Annotated in this window: 28 protein-coding genes; 13 read left to right on the forward strand and 15 right to left on the reverse strand. The window is 71.5% G+C overall.

Features of this window, described 5'->3' with window-relative positions; translation table 11 throughout:
- Positions 1 to 2: 2 nt before the first annotated feature.
- From L2C96_RS14770 to L2C96_RS14780, 3 genes are all read right to left on the reverse strand, one after another.
- Positions 3 to 194 (reverse strand): ferredoxin, encoded by a 192-nt coding sequence (locus L2C96_RS14770; RefSeq protein WP_020421665.1) that lies wholly within the window; start codon positions 192 to 194, stop codon positions 3 to 5.
- Entirely contained in the window at positions 194 to 1591 is a 1398-nt protein-coding gene (locus tag L2C96_RS14775; protein WP_237336532.1) for a fatty acid desaturase, read from the reverse strand. Before L2C96_RS14775 ends, L2C96_RS14770 begins: the two co-directional genes overlap by 1 nt.
- 75 nt (positions 1592 to 1666) lie before the next feature.
- Positions 1667 to 2137, reverse strand: coding sequence for a GyrI-like domain-containing protein (locus tag L2C96_RS14780; protein ID WP_237336533.1), 471 nt, complete (start codon positions 2135 to 2137; stop codon positions 1667 to 1669).
- Between the two features lie 136 nt (positions 2138 to 2273).
- On the opposite strand from L2C96_RS14780, the gene L2C96_RS14785 reads away from it, so the two are divergent.
- The 6 genes from L2C96_RS14785 to L2C96_RS14810 all read left to right on the forward strand — a co-directional run bounded on the left by L2C96_RS14785 (position 2274) and on the right by L2C96_RS14810 (position 6103).
- The gene (locus L2C96_RS14785) at positions 2274 to 3050 is read left to right on the forward strand and encodes a ribosome hibernation promotion factor (protein ID WP_237336534.1); all 777 of its coding nucleotides are present in this window, start codon (positions 2274 to 2276) and stop codon (positions 3048 to 3050) included.
- 25 nt (positions 3051 to 3075) lie between these two features.
- On the forward strand, positions 3076 to 3885 hold the full coding sequence (locus L2C96_RS14790) for an SDR family NAD(P)-dependent oxidoreductase (protein ID WP_237336535.1): 810 nt from the start codon (positions 3076 to 3078) through the stop codon (positions 3883 to 3885).
- Positions 3882 to 4289 carry a DUF1003 domain-containing protein gene (locus L2C96_RS14795; RefSeq protein ID WP_020421670.1) on the forward strand — a complete coding sequence of 136 codons (408 nt, stop codon included), beginning with the start codon at positions 3882 to 3884 and terminating at the stop codon, positions 4287 to 4289. Before L2C96_RS14790 ends, L2C96_RS14795 begins: the two co-directional genes overlap by 4 nt.
- The gene (locus tag L2C96_RS14800) at positions 4286 to 5005 is read left to right on the forward strand and encodes a dienelactone hydrolase family protein (RefSeq protein WP_237336536.1); all 720 of its coding nucleotides are present in this window, start codon (positions 4286 to 4288) and stop codon (positions 5003 to 5005) included. The genes L2C96_RS14795 and L2C96_RS14800 overlap by 4 nt, the downstream gene beginning before the upstream one ends.
- 96 nt (positions 5006 to 5101) lie before the next feature.
- Positions 5102 to 5350 carry a hypothetical protein gene (locus tag L2C96_RS14805; protein ID WP_237336537.1) on the forward strand — a complete coding sequence of 83 codons (249 nt, stop codon included), beginning with the start codon at positions 5102 to 5104 and terminating at the stop codon, positions 5348 to 5350.
- A gap of 105 nt (positions 5351 to 5455) precedes the next feature.
- On the forward strand, positions 5456 to 6103 hold the full coding sequence (locus tag L2C96_RS14810) for a response regulator (protein WP_020421673.1): 648 nt from the start codon (positions 5456 to 5458) through the stop codon (positions 6101 to 6103).
- A gap of 56 nt (positions 6104 to 6159) precedes the next feature.
- On the opposite strand, the gene L2C96_RS14815 is transcribed toward L2C96_RS14810, so the two are convergent.
- Positions 6160 to 6969: a response regulator transcription factor gene (locus L2C96_RS14815; protein WP_020421674.1), complete on the reverse strand. Its 810-nt coding sequence runs from the start codon at positions 6967 to 6969 to the stop codon at positions 6160 to 6162.
- Positions 6970 to 7078: 109 nt separating this feature from the next.
- Here L2C96_RS14815 and L2C96_RS14820 point away from each other — a divergent pair, with 109 nt between their 5' ends.
- Positions 7079 to 7270 (forward strand): hypothetical protein, encoded by a 192-nt coding sequence (locus L2C96_RS14820; RefSeq protein ID WP_020421675.1) that lies wholly within the window; start codon positions 7079 to 7081, stop codon positions 7268 to 7270.
- A 30-nt stretch (positions 7271 to 7300) separates the two neighbouring features.
- Here the strand turns inward: L2C96_RS14820 and L2C96_RS14825 are convergent, their stop codons facing one another.
- Genes L2C96_RS14825 through L2C96_RS14835 form a run of 3 tightly spaced genes read right to left on the reverse strand, consistent with a single transcriptional unit; the run spans position 7301 to position 9950 of the window.
- Complete coding sequence (locus L2C96_RS14825; protein WP_237336538.1) at positions 7301 to 8086, reverse strand: MerR family transcriptional regulator; 786 nt, start codon at positions 8084 to 8086, stop codon at positions 7301 to 7303.
- A gap of 33 nt (positions 8087 to 8119) precedes the next feature.
- Complete coding sequence (locus tag L2C96_RS14830; RefSeq protein WP_237336539.1) at positions 8120 to 9286, reverse strand: serine hydrolase domain-containing protein; 1167 nt, start codon at positions 9284 to 9286, stop codon at positions 8120 to 8122.
- Between the two features lie 46 nt (positions 9287 to 9332).
- Complete coding sequence (locus L2C96_RS14835) at positions 9333 to 9950, reverse strand: TetR/AcrR family transcriptional regulator (protein WP_237336540.1); 618 nt, start codon at positions 9948 to 9950, stop codon at positions 9333 to 9335.
- Between the two features lie 83 nt (positions 9951 to 10033).
- Here L2C96_RS14835 and L2C96_RS14840 point away from each other — a divergent pair, with 83 nt between their 5' ends.
- Positions 10034 to 11392, forward strand: a complete 1359-nt coding sequence (locus tag L2C96_RS14840; protein ID WP_237336541.1) for a cytochrome P450 — start codon at positions 10034 to 10036, stop codon at positions 11390 to 11392.
- Between the two features lie 2 nt (positions 11393 to 11394).
- Entirely contained in the window at positions 11395 to 12234 is an 840-nt protein-coding gene (locus L2C96_RS14845) for an SDR family oxidoreductase (protein ID WP_237336542.1), read from the forward strand.
- Positions 12235 to 12285: 51 nt separating this feature from the next.
- On the opposite strand, the gene L2C96_RS44465 is transcribed toward L2C96_RS14845, so the two are convergent.
- From L2C96_RS44465 to L2C96_RS14855, 3 genes are all read right to left on the reverse strand, one after another.
- A complete protein-coding gene (locus L2C96_RS44465; RefSeq protein WP_272882594.1) occupies positions 12286 to 12414 on the reverse strand; it encodes a VOC family protein in 129 nt (42 codons plus the stop codon).
- A 203-nt stretch (positions 12415 to 12617) separates the two neighbouring features.
- On the reverse strand, positions 12618 to 13160 hold the full coding sequence (locus L2C96_RS14850) for a class I SAM-dependent methyltransferase (RefSeq protein WP_308191151.1): 543 nt from the start codon (positions 13158 to 13160) through the stop codon (positions 12618 to 12620).
- A gap of 151 nt (positions 13161 to 13311) precedes the next feature.
- Entirely contained in the window at positions 13312 to 13746 is a 435-nt protein-coding gene (locus L2C96_RS14855) for an Lrp/AsnC family transcriptional regulator (protein WP_020421683.1), read from the reverse strand.
- Positions 13747 to 13878: 132 nt separating this feature from the next.
- Here L2C96_RS14855 and pdhA point away from each other — a divergent pair, with 132 nt between their 5' ends.
- Genes pdhA through L2C96_RS14870 form a run of 3 tightly spaced genes read left to right on the forward strand, consistent with a single transcriptional unit; the run spans position 13879 to position 17227 of the window.
- A complete protein-coding gene (gene pdhA, locus L2C96_RS14860; RefSeq protein ID WP_237336543.1) occupies positions 13879 to 14967 on the forward strand; it encodes a pyruvate dehydrogenase (acetyl-transferring) E1 component subunit alpha in 1089 nt (362 codons plus the stop codon).
- A complete protein-coding gene (locus L2C96_RS14865; RefSeq protein WP_020421685.1) occupies positions 14967 to 15968 on the forward strand; it encodes an alpha-ketoacid dehydrogenase subunit beta in 1002 nt (333 codons plus the stop codon). Before pdhA ends, L2C96_RS14865 begins: the two co-directional genes overlap by 1 nt.
- Positions 15965 to 17227 carry a dihydrolipoamide acetyltransferase family protein gene (locus tag L2C96_RS14870; protein WP_237336544.1) on the forward strand — a complete coding sequence of 421 codons (1263 nt, stop codon included), beginning with the start codon at positions 15965 to 15967 and terminating at the stop codon, positions 17225 to 17227. Before L2C96_RS14865 ends, L2C96_RS14870 begins: the two co-directional genes overlap by 4 nt.
- A gap of 9 nt (positions 17228 to 17236) precedes the next feature.
- Here L2C96_RS14870 and L2C96_RS14875 read toward each other — a convergent pair whose 3' ends face one another.
- The 5 genes from L2C96_RS14875 to L2C96_RS14895 form a co-directional block, all read right to left on the reverse strand.
- Positions 17237 to 18043: an alpha/beta hydrolase family protein gene (locus L2C96_RS14875; RefSeq protein WP_237336545.1), complete on the reverse strand. Its 807-nt coding sequence runs from the start codon at positions 18041 to 18043 to the stop codon at positions 17237 to 17239.
- Between the two features lie 174 nt (positions 18044 to 18217).
- On the reverse strand, positions 18218 to 18544 hold the full coding sequence (locus tag L2C96_RS14880; protein ID WP_020421689.1) for a DUF4387 domain-containing protein: 327 nt from the start codon (positions 18542 to 18544) through the stop codon (positions 18218 to 18220).
- Positions 18537 to 19919, reverse strand: a complete 1383-nt coding sequence (locus tag L2C96_RS14885; protein WP_237336546.1) for an acyclic terpene utilization AtuA family protein — start codon at positions 19917 to 19919, stop codon at positions 18537 to 18539. The genes L2C96_RS14880 and L2C96_RS14885 overlap by 8 nt, the downstream gene beginning before the upstream one ends.
- A 5-nt stretch (positions 19920 to 19924) precedes the next feature.
- A complete protein-coding gene (locus L2C96_RS14890; RefSeq protein WP_237336547.1) occupies positions 19925 to 20896 on the reverse strand; it encodes a phosphoglycerate dehydrogenase in 972 nt (323 codons plus the stop codon).
- A gap of 23 nt (positions 20897 to 20919) precedes the next feature.
- Complete coding sequence (locus L2C96_RS14895) at positions 20920 to 22191, reverse strand: MFS transporter (protein WP_020421692.1); 1272 nt, start codon at positions 22189 to 22191, stop codon at positions 20920 to 20922.
- A 112-nt stretch (positions 22192 to 22303) separates the two neighbouring features.
- Here L2C96_RS14895 and L2C96_RS14900 point away from each other — a divergent pair, with 112 nt between their 5' ends.
- The gene (locus L2C96_RS14900) at positions 22304 to 23041 is read left to right on the forward strand and encodes a GntR family transcriptional regulator (protein WP_020421693.1); all 738 of its coding nucleotides are present in this window, start codon (positions 22304 to 22306) and stop codon (positions 23039 to 23041) included.
- Positions 23042 to 23043: the final 2 nt, after the last annotated feature.

Genomic DNA, 23043 nt, shown 5'->3' on the forward strand with positions numbered 1-23043 from the left:
GGTCAGCCCCGCAGCTTCAAGGCCAGGACCGGGCAGGCGTCGACCGCGGCTGCGACGTCCTGGCGGTGTTCCTCACCGGGGTGCTCGTCGAGCACCGCCACGGTCCCGTCCGCGCCGACCTCGAAGAAGTCCGGCGCCATCGCCTCGCACATCCCCAGGCCGTCGCACTTGGCCCGGTCCGCCTCGATCCGCATCACGCGCTCACCCGCCCCGGGGCCACGAAGTCGACCTTCTCCCGGACCCCGCAATCGGGGCAGCACCAGGAGTCCGGGATCGCCGACCACGGGGTGCCCGCCGGGAAGCCCTCCCTGGGGTCGCCGGTCCTCTCGTCGTAGACGTAGCCGCAGCCGGGACACATCCCGCCGTCCGTCGCGTCGCCGCGGGTGTCGGCCGCGACCGGTTCCGGGGATTCCGCGCGCCCGTACCGGGCGAGCACCTTCGCCCGCTTGGCCGGATGGATGTTGGCGCGGCTCATGTCGCCACCGAAGTGGGCGAGCACGCGCCGGTCCATCACGCGGCGCCACAGCGGCGGGATCAGGGCGAGCACGATCATCCCGGCGTACCCGGTGGGCAGGACCGGCGATTCCGCGAAGTCGCGCAGTGTCTGGTAGCGGCGGGTCGGGTTGGCGTGGTGATCGCTGTGCCGCTGCAGGTGGTAGAGCAGGACGTTGGTGGCGATGTTGTTGGAGTTCCAGCTGTGGCTGGGATCGACCCGCTCGTACCGGCGCCGCTCGGGCGTGCCCACCTGCCGCCGCCGCATGCCGTAGTGCTCCATGTAGTTGACGATCTCCAGCAGCGAGAACCCGACCACGGCCTGGATCAGCAGGTAGGGCAGGACGCCGGCGCCAAGCCAGGCGATCATCACCGCCCACAGCAGCGCCGACATCAGCCACGCGTTGAGCACGTCGTTGCCGATCCGGAACGGGTGCTGGTTCCGCCGGGCGTACCGGTTGCGTTCCAGGCGCCAGGCCGAGCGCAGGGAGCCGAACACGGTACGCGGCCAGAACCGGTAGAAGCTCTCCCCGACCCGGCTGCTGGCCGGGTCCTCCGGAGTCGCGACCCGCACGTGGTGCCCGCGGTTGTGCTCGATGTAGAAGTGGCCGTAGAAACTCTGGGCGAGCGCGATCTTCGACAGCCACCGCTCGTGGCTCTCCTTCTTGTGCCCCAGCTCGTGCGCGGTGTTGATGCCGATCCCGCCGACGCACCCGACCGTGATCGCCAGGCCCACCTCGTCCACGACGGACAGCCCGCCGCGGGCGATCAACCACAGCGCGGCCACGAACCCGGCGTACTGGATGGGCAGGAACGCGTAGGTGATCCACCGGTAGTACCGGTCGTTCTCGAGCCGTTCGATCACGTCGTCCGGCGGGTTGCTGCGGTCCAGGCCGGCGACCAGGTCGATCAGGGGGACCACGACCAGGATCACGATCGGCCCGATCCAGAACCACACGCCCCAGCCGGTCGCCGCGTGCAACCCGATCGCCAGGAACACCAACGACGGCACGACCAGGCCGATCAGCCACAGGTAGCGCTTGCGATCGGTCCACTGCTCGGTCGAGCCGACGGGCACCGTTGCCTTGTCGTCGCTCATCGCATCCTCCTCAGCGAGGTTTACAAAACCATAGAGGATGTAGAGCGAGATGTACAAGTGTCGCTTCTTTGTAAATCAGAGTCCAGTCCGGTCCCGGTAGGGCTGCACGATCTCGGTGCGCCAGGTCTCCGGATCGGGCTGGCTCACCGGGTCGCTGAAGTAGTTCTCCCACGCGTCCCCGGCGGGTTCGCCGCCGTGTTCGCCGATCCACTCGGCCAGCGCGCGGTAGGCAGGCTCCATCTTGTCGTACGATCCAATGTGGATGGTCGTGGCGACTGGCCCGCCCGGCAGCGCCGAGGGGCGCACGTCTCCGCTGGCGGTGATCGGGGTGGTGACCGGGAAACCGGCCTCCACCGCGAGCAGCCGGTCGTCCAGCTGGTGGTAGCGGCCGTACGGCGGCCCGGCCAGTGAGCTGCCCTGCTCGGCGACCGTCCGCATCACCGCCTGGTAGGTGGCCGAAATCCACGGGCCGATCTCGTCCACGGTCAGGTGCGCGGTGGCGCACGCGGTCGGTTGCTCGCGGCGCGTCGTGTTCTCGATGTCCATCCCCCGCACGATCCGCCGCTCCGCGTGGCCGCGACAGGGACCGAAGTCCCGGCGAACCGGGCCGGTCGTCCCTCGCGGCGGCCGGCGCCCCGGCCCGAGACTCGGCTCATCGCTTCGACGGAGGAGACCGACCCCCATGCACTCTGCACAGGCCACCACCGAGGTCCACGTGACCACCGGACGGCACATCCCGGCCCGCGCGGCCGACTACGCCCGCGACAAGATCGGCCGCCTCGCGCACCTCGCGCACCGGCCGGTGCTGTCCGCCCGGGTGCGGCTGAGCCGGCACGGCGACCGGGCCCGGCCCGTCGTCGCGCAGGGCAACCTGGACGTCAACGGTCGGCTGGTGCGGGCCCAGGTCGAGGCCGCCTCGGCCCACGAGGCGATCGATCTGCTCGCCGACGTCCTGCGCCACCGGCTGGACAAGCTGGCGCCGCACCGGCTCGTCCACCGCGACACGGTGCCGCCGCAGGAGTGGCGCCACGCGGCCGAGCCGATCCTCGCCCGCGGGCGCGACCGGCGGCCCGAGGACGAGCGCGAAATCGTCCGGCACAAGACCATCGGCCTCACCCGCACCACCATCGACGACGCCGCGGCCGAGATGAACCAGCTCGGCTACGACTTCCACCTGTTCACTGAGGCCGCCACGGGCCGCGACAGCGTGCTCTACCGCGCCGGGGACACCGGCTGCCGCCTGGCGCAGACCGTGCCGCCGGCCGACGCGCCCGCGGGGTCGCTCCCGGTGACGGTCAGCCCCCACCCGGCGCCAGTGCTGACGCCGGCCCAGGCCCGCGACCGGCTCGGGCTGCTCGGCCTGCCGTTCCTGTTCTTCGTCGACGCCGGCCGGGATCGCGGATGCGTGCTCTACCACCGATACGACGGGCACTACGGCCTGCTCAGCCCCGCCGAATGACACCACAACGAGGGAGGAACACCGCATGACGACAGCACTGCGGCCCAGCCAGGAGCTGATCCGGCTGGGCGGGAAGACCGCGATCGTGACCGGCTGCGCCGTCGGCATCGGCTACGGCATCGCCGCCCGCCTCGCTGACGCCGGCGCGAACGTCGTGATCGCCGACGTCGACGAGGTGCAGGCGAAGGCGGCCGCCGAGCAGCTCGGAGCGGCCGGGTTCCCGGTGACGGCCGTGCGCGCCGACGTCGCCGACGAGTCCGACGTCGCGCGGCTCGCGGACACGGCGATCGGCGCGTACGGCGCCATCGACATTCTGGTCAACAACGCCGGGATCTACCCGAACCAGCTCGTGATGGACATGACGGCCGCAGACTTCGAGCGCGTGCTCCGGGTCAACCTGCACGGGCTGTTCCTGTGCACGCAGCACGTGGCACGGCACATGATCGAGCGCGGCCGAGGCGGGCGGATCATCAACATCACCTCGATCGACGCGCTGCACCCCTCGACGGCCGGACTGGCGCACTACGACGCGTCCAAGCACGGCGCGTGGGGGTTCACCAAGAACGTCGCCCTGGAACTGGCGCCGCACGGCATCTGGGTGAACGCCATCGCGCCCGGCGGCATCGCCACGCCGGGTGTGGCCGCGGCGCAGTCGGCGCCTCCGGCGGGGGTCGACATGGCGGCCATGCTCGAAGGGTTCCTGGCCAGGATCCCGATGAAGCGCCTCGGCGACCCGGACGAGATCGGCAGGGCCGCGTTGTTCCTCGCCTCGGAGCTGTCCTCGTACACGACGGGCACCCAGATCGTCGTGGACGGCGGAGCGCTGTTGTCGTGACCCAGCCGAGCGGCGAGCCGCAGCACCACCCCGCGGTGATCGCCCACCGCGCCCACCGCACCGGCGACGCGCAGCTGCGGCTCGCCGACTCGATCACCCGGTTCGCGGGCTCGATGTGGTTCGTCTACCTGCACGCGATCGGGTTCGCGGCCTGGATGCTCGTGTTCGAACGCAGTCCGTGGCCCACCCTCACCCTGGTCGTGTCGCTCGAGGCGATCTTCCTGTCCACGTTCGTGATGATCGGGCAGAACCGGCAGGCGGCATTCCAGCAGATGAAGGCCGACCACGATTTCGTCCAGCAGGAACTGGAACTCAAGACCAACACCGAACTGACCCGGTCCATCCATGCCATGACGGCCGAGCTGCACCGGCGATTGGTGGCCGGTGACCGGACTCCGTCATGACGGAGCTGACGATCACCACGCCGCACGGGCGGATGCCCGCCCACCTGGCCGTCCCGCCGACGGCCCCGCCGTGGCCGGGTGTGGTGGTGGTCCACGACTTCACCGGGATGAGCCACGACCTGCGGGCCCAGGCCGACTGGCTCGCGGGCGAAGGGTTCCTCACCGTCGCCCCGGACCTCTACTACTGGGGCAGCAGGCTGGGCTGCCTGCGGACGATCATGCGGGACATCGGCGCCCGGCGGGGGCGGACGTTCGACGACATCGAGGCCGCCCGCAGCCTGCTCGCCGCGGACGACCGGTGCACCGGGGCGGTCGGGGTGATCGGGTTCTGCATGGGCGGCGGGTACGCCCTCGCGCTGGCGCCGGACCGCGGTTACGCGGCCGCGGCCGTCAACTACGGCGGCTGCCCCGCCGACGCCGAGTCGTGGCTGTCCGGAGCCTGCCCGCTCGTCGGCAGCTTCGGCGGCGCGGACCGGTCCCCGCTGGGCGCCAAGGCCGGACGCCGCCTCGACGAGGTCCTCACCCGCCTCGGGGTGCCCCACGACGTCAAGATCTACCCCGGCGCAGGCCACGGCTTCATGAACGACCACGCCCCGGCCGACCTGACTCCCCTGCTGCGGGTACTGGGACGGGTGTCCGGCACCCGGTACGACCCGGCCGCGACCGCCGACGCGCGACGGCGGATCGCCGCCTTCTTCCGCGAGCACCTGCGCTGACGAGGGACTTTCGCCCCTCCCCCGCCCACGACGGGAAGGTTTCATGTTCTCGTCCGGTGCACCCGCGACAGCTGGGCCGACCGCCTGGACGGGGTCATGGTCGGGTTCGAGACCGATTCGATCGACCCGGAGAACCGGACGGGCTGGACGATCCTGGTGCTCGGGCGGGCCCGCGTGCTCGGGCGGTCGCAGCTCGCCGAACTGCCCGGCTTCACCGACGTGCCCTGGCCACCCGAGCCCGGCGAGGCCTTCCTCGCCATCGACATCGAGGACATCACTGGTCACCGCCTCGGGCCCACCCGGTTGCCCGCGGCCGGCTGCGCCGATGAACTCGTCGCCACGTGAACCGCGCCGCTAGAGTGATCACAGCGAGCCGGCGTCGCTGGTGTGAACGGGCGGCTGACGGGCAAGCCTGAGACCGGAGCGACGCGGACGAGGAGGGTGAAATCTGTGGTCACGGCGTTCCTGGTCGACGATCACGAGGTGGTGCGCCGCGGGGTGGCAGCCCTGCTCGACTCGGCACCGGACGTCACCGTCGTGGGCGAAGCCGGCACCGCCGCCCAGGCGCTGACGCGGATCCCGGCCGTGAAGCCGGACGTGGCGGTGCTCGACGTGCGCCTGCCCGACGGCAACGGCATCGAACTGTGCCGTGACCTGCGGTCCCGGTTGCCCGAGCTCAACGTCCTGATGCTCACCTCGTTCACCGACGAGGAGGCCATGCTCAACGCCATCCTCGCCGGCGCAGGCGGCTACGTGATCAAGGACGTGCAGAGCCTGCAGCTGGTCTCCGCCGTCCGCGAGGTCGGCGCCGGGCGGTCGCTGCTGGACAACCGGGCGGCCGCCGCCCTGATGGCGAAGATCCGCGCGAACGCGGCCCCGAAGGGCCCGCTGGCCGACCTCACCGACACCGAGCGCACCCTGCTCGACCTGATCGGCGAGGGGCTGACCAACCGGCAGATCGCGCAGCGCATGTTCCTGGCCGAGAAGACCGTGAAGAACTACGTCTCCCGCCTGCTGTCCAAACTCGGCATGGAACGGCGCACGCAAGCGGCCGTGCTGGCGACGAAGCTCCGCGACGGCCGGCGCGCGACGGAGTGATGGCCGCTTCGCCCCGGCCAGGCACTCGGCCGACCTGTCCCTCCACGCCCTGCGGGTCACGGGTGGATTGTGCCCTCCGGCGCCGCCGCGTGCGCGTTTCCCGCGCGCTCCACCTGCGGGAGGACCAGCGCGGCCGCGGCGGCACGGGTGCGGACGCCGGTGCGGTCGTAGATGTGCTCGAGGTGCTTGCGCACGGTCGCCACCGAGATGAACAGCTCGCGGGCGATGTCGGCGTTGCTGAGGGCCTGCGCGGCGAGCTGGAGCACCTGGAGTTCCCGGCGGCTCAGCCGCGGCACCCCGTTCCGGCGCCGCTGCGCGTCGAGGTAGACCTCGTACAGGTGCGGCCGCAACAGTTGCAGCATCAGCACTTCGCGGTCGGTGAAGTCGTGACCGGAGTCCCGGTACATCAGGACACGCCGCGTGTGGCCGGGCGCCGCGGGCAGTGTCGTGATCAGGCAGTGCTTCCCGCCGCCCAGGGGCCGGTAGTACTCCGCGTACAACGGCGTGTTGCGCAGTTCGGTTTGCGTGTAAAAATCCGACCAGCGGACGACCCGGGTGTGGTTCCCGCCGCGCAGCGTGTAGGCGCAGGGCAGAAAACCCGGCGAATGTTCCCAGTACATCACGGAACCCGGTGATTCCGCGACGTCGAATTCCAGTTCCCGGCCCCCGCCGTCGTCGGCCTGGGAAATGATGATGCGCCGGTGCGCACGGTCGAGTTCGGCGAAGTCCAGCTCATCACAGGGAACAAGGTGGGCGAGCGCGTCGAGCGTCGCCCACGGAAGCGCGTTGTTCGGCTCATCCCGGCGGCCGTCCTCGACCACGGCCAACAACGCACGCAGATCGTTTTCCGAGACGGTTTCGGCCATCCCCCGACGTTACGCCCGCACGCCGCCCCGAGAAATACGCCGGAAAGCGAATAGCGGAACCGGACCGGGTTGCGGATTCTCGATGACGACCCGAAGGGAGCGTGCAATCATGACCGCAGCACCGATTTCCAGCGTCATCCGGCGGTACCACATCGTCGTGCTGTTCCTGGCCGCCGTGCTGGTCGCGGCGACGGCGACCGCCGTGTCCTTCGCCGCCGACCCGGCCGGCACCACGCCCGGCAGCGGTTCCGCGGAGCTCACCGTCCCCGCCCAGCACTGCCGCCCGCACGTGCCGTGCTGACCGGGAGACCGCCGGGACCACTCACCGCCGTCATTGGTGCGGGATCGGCACGCCCCGGGCACGCAGTTTGGCCTCGACGAGCGCGTTCAGCCGGGCCCAGGTCCGCTGGTCTTCGCGGTGGTGGTTGATCAGCCCGTACCGGGTGGCGGCGTCGGGCGAGGGCTGGAAGCCCGCCGGCACCGACGTCAGCCGCTCGGGGTCGGCCAGCAGGTTGTCGGCCAGCGCGCACGCCAGCTCGTCGATCCGCGGGTCGTCCGGGTCCCAGGACCGCGCGTCCCAGCCGCGTTTGGTCAGGTCGACGAACGCGGGGTCGTCGAGCCGGTGTTCGAGCTGGGTCAGGAAGACGTCGAAGAACTCCGGCGCCAGTGCCCTCGCCAGCACCATGGCTTCCCGCTGGCCGGCCACGTAGTCGGGATCGAAGCCGAGACCGGCGAGCCGGTCCAGGACCGCGACGGCGCGGCCGGGCAGCAGGAGCCGGTCGCCGTCGGCGAACTGCCGCAGCCTGTCGCGCCGGGCGATCAGGTCGGCGATCCGCTCGGTGAGGCGCCGCTCGACGTCGGCGAGCGCGGCGGCGAACTGCTCGGCGTCGGCGTCGAGCAGCGGCCCGACCTCGGCCAGTGGCACCCCGGCGGCGGCCAGGGTCCGGACCTGGACCAGCCGCAGCAGGTCGGCCGATCCGTACCGCCGGTAGCCGGAGCTGTCGCGCCGTGGTTCGTCGAGCAGCCCGTGCTGGTGGTAGTGCCGCACGGTCTTCACCGTGACCCCGGCGAACGCCGCCGCCTGGCCGATCGTGACGCCGTTGGTCGAGGGAGCCATGCGACGAGTGTCCAGCCTGCCCCTGGGTCAAGGTCAACCCGCGCAGAACACCTCCCCGAGGAGCTTGTCCAACGCCTTCGGGTACTCCACGGCCACATCGACGTCGGCATCCCCGAGGGTGACGGAGGCGGTCAGGGTCTTGCTGCCGTCGGGTGTGCTGTACATCAACGCCCCGTAGCCGATGGTGCTGCCGTTGTGCCGCAGGACCGGGACCCCGCAGGTGGTCTGCTCCACGTACAGCCCGAGGCCGTAGCCGCTCTTCGGGTGCGGCGTGCGCATGGCGGCCAGCAGCGGCGCCGGGAGGAGCTTGCCGCTCATGAGCGCGGAGAAGAACGTCTGGAGGTCCCGGGTGGTCGAGATCATGTCCCCGGCGCCGAAGATCAGGGAGGGGTTCTGGCGGGTGACGTCGACCGTCTTCCACTGGCCGGCGTCCTGGTAGCGGTAGTAGGCGTGGGCGTGCGGCCCGGGAATGCCCGTCCGGGCTCCCGGGACCACGGTGTCCCGCAGCCCGAGCGGCCGCAGGATCCGCCGCTGCATCTCCTCGGCGTACGAGTGGCCGATGACCTGCTCGATCAGCAGTGCGGCCAGCGTGTAGCCGGTGTTGGAGTAGTTCCAGTCCGTCCCCGGCGCGAACAGCGCCGGCTTGGACAACGCGAACCGCACCAGCTCCTCCGGCTGGTAGGTGTGGAACCGGTTGTCCACCCATTCCTGGCCGGTCGAGGGGAGCCCCGGCAGGACCGTCCCGTCGTAGTAGTCACCGGTGTGGTTGAACACTCCGCTGGTGTGCTGCAGCAGCATCCGCACCGTGATCCGCCGGTCCAGACCGAACTGCGGCAGGTGGTCGGCCGCCGGACTGTCGAGTCCGACCTTGCCCTCGGCCACCAGTTGCAGCACCACTGTCGCGACGAAGGTCTTGGTGTTGCTGCCGATCCGGAACCGCCCGTTCGCCGGCGGCTTCGCGCTCTCGCCCAGCTTGCGCACCCCGGCGGTGCCGACCCACTCGCCCCGCTGATCGTGCACGCGCGCCTGGATCCCGGCGAAACCGGCGTCGACGAACCCTTGGATGGCTTCCTGCAGCGCCGGGCGGTCCTGCTGGGCGGCGGCCACTCCGGGTGCGGCCGCTCCGGCCAGCAGTGTGACCGCCAGCGCGGTGACCGCCACTCGCCGGGAAGCCTGTGCGGAAGTGATGTTGTTCCTCATGGGGCCAGACTCCGGCCTGCCCCAGGGGCGGGGTCAAGGACGATCTTCAGGCGCGCATGCCGGTGACGAACCAGCGCGTGGCCACGTCGATGATGTCCTCCACCGGCGTGTGCATCTCCCCGCCGAGCCAGGTGGCGAGCAGTTCGGCGAGCCCGCCGACGAGCATCAGCGCGTTGAGCTCGTCCCGCGGCGCGGGCACCGCCTCGTCGCCGAAGAGCGCGCGGGCCTGGGTCACGACGAGCCCGGCGAACATGCGCAGCAACTCGTGGCGGCGGCTGCGCAGGGCGGGCAGCGCCGACGATTCGAGGATCGCCGCCCGGCCCTTGCGGGGGTCGTCGGTGAGGAGGCGGACGAACGCCTCGATCGCGACCCGCGCCCGCTCCGCCGCGTCGCCCTCGGTCGCGCGCAGGGTCGACAGCACGGTTTCCCGCACCTCGTCGGCCATCCGGTCGACTACGGCGATCAGCAGATCGTCCCGCCGGGTGAAGTTCTCGTAGAAGTACCGCTCGGTCAGGCCGGCCCGCACGCAGATCGCGGTCATCGTGGCCTGGTCGGTGCCGACCGTGCCCATCAGGTCCAACGCGGCGTCGATCAGCTTCCGGCGCCGCTGCGCCTTGCGGTCCTCGGCACTGATCCCGCGGTAGGGGCGCGCGGCGGATGACATGGAGCGAATCTTGACAGAGCCGCCTGTCGAAATCCACACTGGCCGAATCTGACAGAGCGTCCTGTCAGTTGGTGGAGGTGTCGATGAACGACCTGCTCACTCCGGTACCGCCGCCCGGCACGTTGCTGCCGGTGCGCGGCGACAGCGGCATTCCCGTCCTCGGCCACACGCTCCGCTACATCCGTGACCCGCTCGCGATGTGGACCGACCGGTACCGGCGCTACGGACCGGTTTCGTGGTTCAGTTCCTTCGGGCGGCGCAACGTCGCCCTGCTCGGCCCGGACGCCACCGAGGCCGGCCTCGCCAACCGCGACCGGGCCTTCGCCAACGGGCCCGCGTGGCGGCAGCTCATCGGACCGTTCTTCGACCGCGGCCTGATGCTGCTCGACTTCGACGAGCACTTGCGGCACCGCCGGCTGATGCAGGAGGCGTTCACCCGCGACCGGTTGACGCGGTACGCGGCGGCGCTCGACACCGCCGTCGCGCGGCGACTCGGCGAGTGGGCGCCGCGGACCGGCTTCCGCGCCTACCCGGCGCTGAAAACCCTCACCCTCGACCTCGCCACCGCGATCTTCATGGGCGGAGCCGAAGGCGCCACCGCGGCCAGGATGAACCAGGTCAACCGGGCGTTCATCGACAGCGTGCAGGCAGCCACCGCACTCGTCCGGGTGCCGGTTCCGGGCGGGCGCTGGTGGCGCGGACTGCGGGGACGCCGCGACCTCGAACAGTTCCTGCGCGGCTACCTGCCCGCCCGGCGCACCGGCGACGGGGACGACCTGTTCTCCGTGCTGTGCCGGGTGGAAAGCGACGGCGAGCGGTTCAGCGACGACGACGTCGTCAACCACATGATCTTCCTGCTGATGGCGGCGCACGACACCTCCACCATCACGCTGTCCACGATGCTGCAGTACCTCGGGCAGCACCCGCGGTGGCAGCAGCGGTGCCGCGAGGAGTCCCTCGCGGTGGGCGAGGGCGTGCGGTTCGCCGACCTCGACCGGCTCACGTCGCTGGACCTGGTCATGAAGGAGTGCCTGCGCCTGGTCGCCCCGCTGCCCACTATGGTGCGCCACACGTTGACCGACACCGAGGTCCTGGGACACTTCATCCCGGCGGGCACCACCGTGGCGATGTCCCCGCACCTCAACCACCACCTGCCGGAGTACTGGCCCGAGCCAGGCCGGTTCGACCCCGGCCGCTTCTCCCCCGAGCGGCGCGAGGACAAGGTGCACCGCTACGCCTGGGTGCCCTTCGGCGGCGGGGTCCACAAGTGCCTGGGCATGCACTTCTCCGGGGTCGAAATCAAGATCGTCCTGCACCACCTGCTGCACCGTTTCGAGTGGACGGTCGACCCGGATTACCGGGCGCCGCTGGACTACACCTGCCTGCCCTACCCCAAGGACGGACAGCCGATCGACCTGCGCCACCGGCGCGCGGAAGGATGACCATGGCCAGGAAGACCATCGATCTGCGCGGCGAGGTCGTCGCGATCACCGGCGGCGCCCGCGGCATCGGGCTGGCCACCGCCACCCGGCTGACCCGCCTCGGCGCGACGGTCGCCATCGGCGACATCGACGAACCCCGGGTGAAGGCCGCGGGCGAGGACCTCGGGCTGACCGTGCACAGCCGGCTCGACGTCACCGATCCCCGGTCCTTCGAGGAGTTCCTCGACCGGGTCGAACGCGAACTCGGACCGCTCGACGTCCTGGTCAACAACGCCGGCATCATGCCGGTCGGGCAACTGACCGACGAACCCGACGAGGTCACCCGGCGCATCCTGGACATCAACGTCTTCGGCGTGATCGTGGGCAGCCGCCTCGCCGCGCGGCGCATGGCGCCCCGGCGGCGCGGGCACGTCATCAACATCGCTTCGCTGGCCGGGGAAACCTTCCTGCCGGGGCTGGCCACCTACAGCGGGAGCAAGGCCGCGGTGGTCGGGTTCACCGAATCGGCACGCCGCGAACTGCGGCGGTCCGGAGTCTGCTTCTCCGCGGTCCTGCCGACCTTCACCGACACCGAACTGTCCGCGGGCACACCCGGCACCCGCGGCATGCGCAACGCCGCCCCCGAGGACATCGCCGAAGCGATCGCCGCCCTGATCACCAAGCCACGGCCGGAAGTCCGCGTCACCCGCGCGGCCGGCCTGATGTCGGCGAGCCAGCGCTACCTCCCCCGCCGCGTCAACGACGCCGTCTTCCGGCTCGGCGGCATGTACGAGGCGTTCACATCCAAAGTGGACACCGAACACCGCCGCGCCTACGAAGAACGCGCCCGCGCCACGCGCTGAACGAGTGAAGCGGACGGCACTGACCGGCTGCCACTCGATTCCGGCAGCCGGTCAGTTGACGTCCGACTCGTTTCCTTCGGGGTCCTTCATCCCGACCGCGTAGTGGTCGAGCCCGTCCTGCCGTAGGACGCAGGTGATGGTGGCGCCCAGGCCCACCAGGCGGTCGGCTTCGGCGTCCACCCGCTCCTTCCGCTTGGACCACCTGGTCGTCCCAGGTGTCGAAACCGGCCGGGGGCGGCGCGAGTTCGTAGCCCAGCGCGGCAGTCCAGAAGCTCGCCTGGCGGTCGGGATAGGCACAGCCGATCACGAGCTGGTAGCGAACGGACATCGCGTTTCCTTCCTTGCGCAGTGTTCTGGCTCAGCCGAGGAAACGGCTCGGCGCTTCAACGCGCGAAGATCACGGCTCCCGGGACGTCCTCGTCCGGCCTGAGGACCAGTTCGGCCTCGATCGTGAATCCCGCGTCACGAAGCCAGCCCCTGACCCTGCTCGGCGGACGATGGTGACTGTCCACATTGATCGGACGACCGGTATGACCTTCGGACGTGTGCCGAGTCTCGTCACCGACATGGAAGCCGACCAGCAACACTCCGTGTGGTCGCAGCACCCGACGGAACTCATCGCACACGCCCGGCATGGCGTCGTCCGGCACGTGGATCACCGACCAGAACGCGACTATGCCGGCGACCGAGTCGTCCGCCAGATCGAGGCCGGTCATCGTGCCGACCTCGAAGCGCAGGTCTGGATGGTCGCGCCGCGCGATGGCGATCATCTCTGGCGAGAGATCGATGCCGAACACGTCCATCCCGGCCTCGTGCAGATAGCCGGTGACGTATCCGGTCCCGCAGCCGACATCGGCCACCGGCCCGCCGCCGGCACCCTGTGCCAGCTCGGCGAACAACGTCAGGCTCGCGCGCAGATACGGCATCTCGTCGAGCAGCCCGCGTACCTTCTCGGCGTATCCGGAGGCGTCGGTGTCGTACGACGAGCGAGTATCGGAAAGCTAGTCGCCGGTCATGGGTGGCACAGTAGCCCGATATCGCGACGCCCTGCCCCGTGACGACAGGCGCCCGCGGGAGTCAGTTCGCCGAGTCCTCGAAGATCAGGAACGTGCGGGTGCCGAGCACCTCGGGTATGGCCTGCAGCTGCTCGAGCACGACGCGGCGCAGCGCGTCGTTGTCCGCGGCGCGCACCAGCAGCATCACGTCGAACTCACCGCCGGTCAGGGCCATGTGCCGGACCTCCGGGATGGTGCGCAGCCGCTCCTTGAGGTCTCGCCAGCCGTTCTGCCGCACGGTGAGGCTCACGTACGCCGAGGTGGTCAACCCGATCTTCACCGGGTCCACGGTGGCGGTGAAGCCGGTGATGACGCCCCGCGTCGTGAGGCGTTCCAGGCGGGCGTAGGCGTTCGCGCGCGAGATCCGCACCCGCTCGGCGAGGGCGCGCACCGACAGCCGCCCGTCCGCGCGCAGCTCGGCGACGATCCGTCGGTCGACGTCGTCCAGGGTGTCCATCCGTCTCACTTCCCGGCGCCGAGACCGCCGTCCCGGAGAGAACCGATTCGATTCCGCGCCCCGGGCGGCCGATTGTCTCGACTCTTCTCGTAGTTATGGTCAAACTGCACACGATGACGGCACCATCCTGTCATGTCGTCCATCGCCAGCACAGGAGTTCCGGACGCGGCAGCCGCCCCGGTCCGGCTGATCGACGAGCGCGGCGCGCACGTCGGCGAGCACCCGTTGCCGCCCGTCGCCGAGCTCGTCGCCGGGTACCGCGGGCTGCTGCTGGCCCGCCGCCTCAACGAGCAGGCCGGCGCGCTGGTCCGGCAGGGACGGCTCGCGGTGTACCCGTCCTCGCGCGGCCAGGAGGCCTGCCAGGTCGCCTGCGCCCAGGTGCTCGCCGAGGGCGACTGGCTGTTCCCGACCTACCGCGACACCGCGGCGGTCGCCGCCCGCGGCGTGGACCCGGTCGAGGTGCTGAGCATGCTGCGCGGCGACTGGCACTGCGGCTACGACCCGGTGGCCCACCGCGTGGCCCCGCAGGCCACCCCGCTCGCGACCCAGCTGCTGCACGCCGTCGGCGTCGCGCACGCGGCCCGGCTCAAGGGCGAGGACACCGTGGTGATGGCGCTGTGCGGGGACGGCGCGACCAGCGAGGGCGACTTCCACGAGGCCTGCAACTTCGCCGCCGTCTTCCGCGCGCCGGTGGTGTTCTTCGTGCAGAACAACAAGTACGCGATCTCCGTGCCGCTGGCCCGCCAGTCGGTGGCGCCGTCCCTGGCGGCCAAGGCGGTCGGCTACGGCATGCCCGGCGTCCTGGTCGACGGCAACGACTTCGCCGCCCTCACCGTGGTGCTCGGCGAGGCGGTCGCCCGGGCACGCGCCGGTGGCGGGCCGACGCTCGTCGAAGCCGACACCTACCGCATGGACGCCCACACCAACGCCGACGACGCCGCCCGGTACCGCACCGAGGACGAGGTCGCCGGGTGGGTGCAACGCGACCCGCTGACCCGCCTGCGCACGCACCTGGCGGAGACCGGTGCCCTCGGCGAGGAACGCGAGGCCGAGTTCGCCGCCGCGGCCGAGGAGATGGCCGCGCACGTGCGAGCCGGGCTCGGGGCCGAGACCCCGGTGGACCCGGAAGAGCTGTTCGCCCACGTCTACGCGACCCCCACCCCGCAACTGGCCGAGCAGCGCGCCGCCCTGCGCGCCGAGCTCGAGTTCGAGGAGGCCTGATGCCGGCGACCAAGATGACCATGGCCCAGGCGATCAACACCGCCCTGCGCGACGCCATGACCGCCGACGACCGGGTCGTCGTCTTCGGCGAGGACGTCGGGCAGCTGGGCGGCGTGTTCCGGGTGACCGACGGGCTGCACCGCGACTTCGGCGAGGCACGCTGCTTCGACACGCCGCTCGCCGAATCCGGCATCGTCGGCCTCGCCGTCGGGATGGCGATGAACGGGATGCGCCCGGTCGTGGAGATGCAGTTCGACGCGTTCGCCTATCCGGCGTTCGAGCAGATCGCCAGCCACGTCGCCAAGCTGGGCAACCGCACCCGCGGCCGCGTGCGGCTGCCGATGGTCATCCGCATCCCCTACGCCGGCGGCATCGGCGGGGTGGAGCACCACTGCGACTCCTCCGAGGCCTACTACGCCCACACCCCCGGCCTGACCGTGGTCACCCCGGCCACCAACGCCGACGCCTACGGCTTGCTGCGCGCGTCGATCGACAGCCCCGACCCGGTGGTGTTCCTCGAACCGAAGAAGCGCTACTTCGCCAAGGAAGAGGTCGACGTCGCCGAGGCCGTCCCGCCGATCGGGCGGGCGGTCGTGCGCAAGCCCGGCCGGGACGCCACCCTGATCGCCTACGGCCCGTCGGTGCCCGTCGCGCTCGCCGCGGCCGAGCAGGCCGCCACCGAGGGCCGCGACCTGGGCGTGGTCGACCTGCGCTCGATCGTCCCGTTCGACGACGACACCGTCTGCGCCGAGGTCCGCCGGACCGGGCGCGCCGTCGTGATCGCCGAGGCGCCCGGTTTCGCGTCCGTGGCCTCGGAAATCGCCGCCCGGGTGACCGAACGCTGCTTCCACCACCTGGAGGCCCCGGTGCGCCGGGTGACCGGGTTCGACGTGCCCTACCCGGCGCCGAAGCTGGAACACCACTTCCTGCCCGGCACCGACCGGATCCTCGACGCCGTCGACACCCTGCAGTGGCAGGACTCCTGGGAGGTCACCGCGTGAGCGTGCAGGTCTTCACCCTTCCCGACCTCGGCGAGGGTCTCACCGAAGCCGAACTCGTGCGCTGGCTGGTCAAGGTCGGCGACCCGGTCGCCGTCGACGCGCCGGTCGCCGAGGTCGAAACGGCCAAGGCCGCGGTCGAGGTGCCCTCCCCGTACGCGGGCGTGGTCGCCGCGCTGCACGGCGAGGAGGGCGCCACCCTCGCCGTCGGTGAGCCGCTGATCTCGGTCGCTCCCAACACAGACGTGGGCGCGACGGCCTCCTATGTGGAGGAAGAGCGAGCCGGGTCCGGCAACGTCCTGATCGGCTACGGCACCAGTGACGCCGCACCGTCACGACGCAGGCGCCGTCCGGTCAAGGCCGGGCCGTCGCCCCGGCACGACGGGGACCGGCCGGCCGTGGTGTCGCCGATCGTCCGCCAGCTCGCCCGCCGCACCGGCGTCGATCTGGAAGCGCTCACCGGCAGCGGGCCGAACGGCCTGATCACCCGCCGGGACGTGGAGGCGGCAGCGGGCGGCCCGGCCGCCGCGGAAGAGCAGGCGGCAGGCGATGTGGACCGCCGGACCGGGCTGCCGATCCGCACCCGGGTGCCGCTGAAGGGCCTGCGCAAGGCGGTCGCCGAAACCCTCAGCCGCAGCCGCGCGGAGATCCCGGAGGCCACCACCTGGGTGGACGTCGACGCGACGGCGCTGCTCGACCTGCGGGCCCAGCTCGCGGAAACCGGGCAGGCGCCGGGCATCCTCGCCATGGTCGCCCGCTTCGTGATCGCCGGCCTCACGCGGTTCCCCGAGCTCAACGCGCGCGTGGACACCGAGCGCGGCGAGATCGCCCACCTCGACGGCGTCAACCTCGGCCTGGCCGCGCAGACCGATCGCGGGCTCGTCGTCCCGGCGATCACCGGCGCGCACCGGCTCGGCATGCGCGGCCTGGACGCCGAGATCCGCAGGCTCACCGCGGCGGCCCGCGCGGGCACCGCCACCGCGGCCGAGCTCAGCTCCAGCTCGTTCACGCTCAACAACTATGGGGTGCTCGGCGTCGACGGCAGCGCGGCGATCATCAACCACCCGGAGGTCGCCATCCTCGGGATGGGCCGCATCATCCCGCGGCCGTGGGTCGTCGGCGGTGAGGTCGTCGCCCGGCAGATCGTGCAGCTGTCCCTGGTGTTCGACCACCGGGTGTGCGACGGCGGCACCGCGGGCGGCTTCCTCCGCTACGTCGCCGACGCGATCGAATCCCCGACCTCGGCGATGGCCGACCTGTGAGCGGCGCCCTCAGCCGGTCAGCAGGTCGTCGAAGAACGCGGTGATCGACGGTTGCGTCCCGGCGGCGCTGTGGCCCACCCCGGGCACCTCGGCCGTCCGCACCGCGGCGCCGTGCTCTCGCAGGCTGGTGGCGAGGCGGGCCAGCTCGGCGGGGCGGCTGCGGCCGGGTTCACCCATCGCGGCCAGGTCGGCGCGCCCGTCGTCATCGGCGCCGATGGTCAGCAGCGCCGGCACCCGCGCGATCGCGGCCGGGTCCACAGTGGACCCGAATCGGTCGCGGGTGTCGGCGGTGCCGTCCGGCCAGGCGCGCGTGGGGTCGAGCACGGTCACGCTGCCCGGCGCGCTCACGGCGACGGCCTCGACCCGCTCCGGGTGCAGGTAGAGGAACCGGTGGGCGAACTGGCCACCGCCGGAGTGCCCGCACAGCATCACCGTGTCCACCCGCGCGTTCCACCGCTCCCGGACCTGGTCCAGGATCTCCAGCAGCACCAGGTCGAACCGGATGCCGAAGGCGTCGAGGGTCTTGTAGTTGTGCACGTCGTCGGGATCGTCGATGCCGGCCGGGAACAGGGGCGTCACGACGATGACGTCGTGCCGGTCGGCGAACGGGATCAGCCCTTCCCGCAAGGCGCCGACGTTGCGCCCGGTGCCGTGCACGGCCACCAGCACCGGCATCCGCGCCTCGGGCGTCCAGGTCCGCGGCACGTAGGCGCAGTAGCTGCAGCGCGGCTCGGTGGGCGCGGCGAAGAATGGGGTGCGGCCGGTCAGCAGCCGGCGGCCGGGGTGCGCGGCGGGCAGGTCTTCGACGCGGATCACGGTTTCTCCCTTGCGGACGGTTGGCCTAGGACGAGGGCTCGGGTGAGCGAGGTGACGGTCGGGGCCGCATCGATGTGCCAGATCGTGCCGAGCACAGTGGACGGTCCCGGCGGGAGAGCCCGCGCCAGCCGCCGGGCCGCCCGGCTGCGCTCGGCGTGGCAGGCGCCGAGGTCGTCAGCGATCATCGCGCCCGACCGGCATGCGGGCCAGCGGGACGTGGTGCTGGCCCGCGTGCATGTCGCGGTCCCGCAGCGAGCCCTGGCTGACCGGGCGTGGGAAGGAGATCTTGACGACGTTCAGCGAGGGGATGCGGAAGATCTGGACGGTGCTCTCCTCGACGCGGTACAGCTGCGCGATCACCCGCTCGTTGAGGAACGACTCGTCGGCGGCGATCCGGTAGCCCTCGGCGTCGCGCAGGAACACCTCCATGGTCACCCAGAACGGCCCGGCGTTCTTGGACCGGACCTCGTGAGCCAGGTCGGCGAGAGTGGTGTCAGGCACGGGTGTTCTCCCCCAGTTCGATGCGGAACAGGCTCAGCGGGTCGTCGCAGTCGACGACGTGGTTGAGCACGAACTCGTACGCCGCGCCGCGCTCGACCTCGGCGGGCGAGGACGCGAACGCGAAGCTGGGCAGGTAGTCCATCCCGGGCGCGGGCAGGTGCAGCATCAACGGGTTGGCCACCTTCGCCACGGCCGTGGCGGTGGCCTGGTCGGGCGCGTTGACCAGCAGCATCACCCCCACCTCGCGCGGCGGCCCGCTCTCCGGCTCGAGGTCGTCCAGCACCGCGTTGTGCCCATAGAGGCGCAGGTCGAAGGCGTACTCACCGTCCGCCAGCCCGAGCGTCTGGCCGACCCGCTGCCGGATCACCGTGCGCATCAGGTCCGCCCAGGCGTCGATGTCGGCCAGGACCAGCGGGTCCCGGATCGCGGCGAACGACATGGTCTCGTAGCCGGTGACCCGGGCGCCCTCCAGCTTGATCGTGTACTGGCCTGCGACGTGGAACTTCGACCCCTCCACCCGGACGATCCGGTCGTCGAGCGCGGTGTAGCGGGCCTCCCGGACGTCGAGGGTGCCGTCGGGTTCGCGCATCTCGAACGGGTTCACCGTCTCGTACAGCATGTGGGCGGCCACCGTGATCGGCGTGCACGACACCGTGGGATCCAGCGGCTCGATGGTGAACCCGTCGGCGTCGATGGTGGCCAGCACCCCGCCCGCGCGCGGGTTGGTGGTGCACTGCCCGCCGCACTCGACGATCTTGGCGGCGTGCCAGGTGGGTCCGGCCGGCATGCCCATCATGAGCGGGTAGGCGGCCGCCACGGCGGTGTCGGTGGCGCGGCCGGCGAGCACGACCTGGGCGCCCGCCCGCAGCGCCGCGACGATCGGCTCGTGTCCCATCGCGCCGACGATGTGGGTGCAGCTTTCCAGGGTTTCGGCCCGCAGCTCTCCCAGCGGCGGCAACGGGTGGACCCGGCCCGCGTTGAGGTGTTCCTTCAGATCGGCCGGATTCTGCTCGCTGTAGATCTTCGCGACCGGCAGGTCGAGGCCTTCCTCCGCCATCACCTCGGCGGCGATGCCGGCGACCCAGTCCACCCCGCGGTCGGTGCCGCTGGTGCCGCACGAGCCCACGATCACGGGAATGCCCGCGTCCGCGGCGGCGGTGAACAGGCTGCGCAGATCGCGGGCCACCGCCTTGGCCGTCGTCTTGGGTGTCGCCGACCCCAGGTAGTGGGGGCCGGAGTCCGTGGATCCGCCGTCGATGCTGATCACGTCGGCGCCGAGCGCGATGCCGCGCTCGATCGTGGCGTGATCCCAGCCCGCGCCGAGCATGCCGCTCGGTGTCAGGACGCGGACGGACTTCACCGGTTCGTTGCCCATGCTCCTCATTTCTTTCCTTCGGTGATCAGGGCGGCGTTCACCGCGAACCGCGGCCGGCCCTGCAGCGCTGCCACGAGTTCCTCGGCCCCCTCGCGCCCCGCGGCGGCCCGCGCCTGCGCGGTCTGCCCGGCCAGGTGGGAGTAGACGACGATGCCGTCGACGTCGCGCAGCGGGCTGTCCGGCGGCAGCGGCTCCTCGGTCGCGACGTCGAGCGCGGCGCCCGCGATGTCCCCGGCGCGCACGGCCTTCGCGAGCGCGTCCTCGTCGACGATCGGCCCGCGGGCGGTGTTGACCAGCAGCGCCGTGGGCTTCATCCGCCGGAAGGCCTTTTCCCCCAGCAGACCGCGGGTTCGTTCCGTGAGCGAGGTGTGCACCGAGACGTAGTCGGCGACGGCGAGGAGCTCGGGCAGCTCCACGAACCGCACCGCGGGGTCGGTCCGCAGGCGGTCGGGCACCCCGGTGGTGCACACGACGGTCATGCCGAAGGCGCGGGCCAGCGGAACCACGGCGCGTGCCGACGCCCCGTACCCGATGAGGCCGAGGGTCGCGCCGCGCAGCTCGTGCCCGTCCTCGCGGGGCCAGCCACCGCGCGCCACGCCGGACGCGGACTGGACGAGACGCCGCGCCCCGGCGAGCAGCAGTCCCATCGTGTACTCGGCCACGGCGTTGGCGTTGATCCCGGGCAGGTTGCTCACGCTGATGCCGAGCCGGGCCGCGGCGTCCACGTCGATCGAGTCGTAGCCCACGCCGGTGCGCACGACGACCCGCAGCCGCGGCGCCCGCGCGAGGACGTCGGCCGTCATCGGCTCGTTGGCCACCAGCGCGGCGTCGACCCCGGCGAGCGCCTCCGCGAGCCGCTCGGGATCCCGCTTGCCGGTCATCGGCAGGTGTTCGGTCGCCAGCCCGGCGCGGCGCAGGAACTGGTCGACCTCGTCGCCGGGACGGAGGTAGTCCGTGGTGATCAGGACGCGGAGCACGGTTTCCTCTTTCTCCAGAGTGGTCAGACGGCGCGGCCGGTCGCGGAACGCCGCTGCAGCGCCCAGACGCGGGCGACCGCCAGCACGGACACGAGGGCGACGACCGCGACGTCGAGCAGCATCAACGGCCAGCCGGTGAGGTCGACCATGCCGCCGACCAGCGCCGGGCCGAGGAACCCGCCACCGGCCCAGCCGACGGTGTAGAGACCGGTGTAGGTCCCGACCACCCGGTCGGACGGCGCGAGGTTCCACAGGACCACCACCGCGTTGACCAGGAACGCGGAGGCGCCCGCGGAAGCCACGCACAGCGCGACGACCGTGCCGGTGGGCGTCTGGACGACGGTGCCGAGCACCATGGCGGCCGCGAACACCGTCATCCCGGCGATCATCACGCGCAGCCGGCCGAAGCGTTCGGCGAGCATCGCCACCGGGTAGGCGGCCAGGATGAAGGCCACCCCGCTGGGCAGGGTCAGCCCGCCCGCGTCGCCGCGGGACAGGTGCAGCGCCTCCATCCCGTAGGAGGTGACGAGTGAGCGCGAGGCGGCCCAGGCGCCGCCGAACAGGAAGATCGACACGATGATCAGCAGCCGGCTGCGGTCGCGGTCCTTCACGATGTCGGGCACGATGTCGCGCACCCGCACCTTGGCCGCCGCCTCCTCGTGTCCCGCGCGGTCCTCTTCCAGCGCCGCGAGGTAGGCCGGGGACCGGCTGTCCCGCACCTTCGCCGCCAGCACGGCCACCGAGACCACCATCAGCACCGCGGGGATCGCGAACGACAGGTTCGGGTGCTCGTCGACCAGGAAGATGCTGATCAGCGCCGCGACGATCACCGTGATGCTCGCGGCGATCTTGACGACCGCGTTGGCCCGGCTGCGGCGCGCGGGGCTGATGAAGTCCGGGAGCAGGGATTCGGCGATGGGCTTGAACGAGTTCGCCACCAGCGCGTAGCTGAACATCGCCAGGATCAGCAGCGGCAGCGAGCCCGCGGTGAACGGGATGGCGACGAACAGCAGGGCCGCGACCGGCATCCCGACGACGAGGTACGGGATGCGCCTGCCCCACGAGGTCCGCGTGTTGTCGGACCGGTTGCCCATCCAGGGCTGGACGAAGATGCCGAGCAGGTTGTCCATGCCCATCAGCAGGCCGATCAGCGCGGCGCTGCCGAGGTGCGCGCCGAGCAGCGGCGGGACCTGCGACTCGTAGAGGTTCCACGTCGACTCCTGCGCGAACACCGCCAGGGCCACGAAGAACGTGATCCGCCGACCGGTTCCCGTGCGCCGCGTAGCCAGCGTCATCGCCACCACCTTCCCTGTCGCCACGGCCTTGTGGCGAGCCCGACGGTACGTTGCTATAGCAAGATGGTCAATAGTTGCAAATGATCGGTGCGATGGCAGATAGGGTGATCACATGGCGGGTGAGAAGCTGACGGGCCTGACGAGCGACACGCTGTCCGACCGCGCGTACCGCGCGATCCGCGACGCGGTCACGACCGGCGAGCTGCGCCCGGGGCAGAAGGTGACCGAGCGCGGGCTGGCCGAGCGCCTGTCGGTCAGCCCGACCCCGGTGCGCGAGGCGATCCGCCGGCTCGAACAGGACGGCCTGCTGGAACGGACCGGGCCCCGCACCGTCAAGGTCGCCGAGGTCGCCAACGCCGCGGTGCAGGACCTCGCCGAGGTCGAGGTCGCGCTGCGCGGGATGGTCGCCCGCTTCGCGGCGCGCCACGCGACCGAGGAGCAGCTGGACCGGCTCGACGCCATCCTCGACGACGCCGACGACCTGCTGATCGTCATCCAGCAGCGGCACCAGGCCGGGGAGGACATCTCCCGACAGCTGGGCCGGCTGCTCGACACCATGCAGCGGTTCAACGAGGTCGTCGAATCCTGCGCGGGCAACCCGGTGCTCGTGCGCCTGCTCGACCAGACCCGGGTGTTCTCCTGGGCGGAGCGGCGGACCAAGCTGATCGACCGCATCAACCAGGACGACACGTTCGGGCTGGACCGCTACTCCAGCCACCGCGCGCTCGTGCGGGCGCTGCGGGCCCGCGACTCGGCCGCCGCGGAGGCCCTCGTGATCGAGGACGCCCGCGGCGGTCTCGGTGACCTGCTCGCCGGCGCCCCGGCGACGATGCCCGCGGCACAGCACTGACG

Origin of the sequence: Amycolatopsis tucumanensis (genome assembly GCF_021654135.1) — a bacterium.
Classification (GTDB): Bacteria; Actinomycetota; Actinomycetes; order Mycobacteriales; family Pseudonocardiaceae; genus Amycolatopsis_E; species Amycolatopsis_E tucumanensis.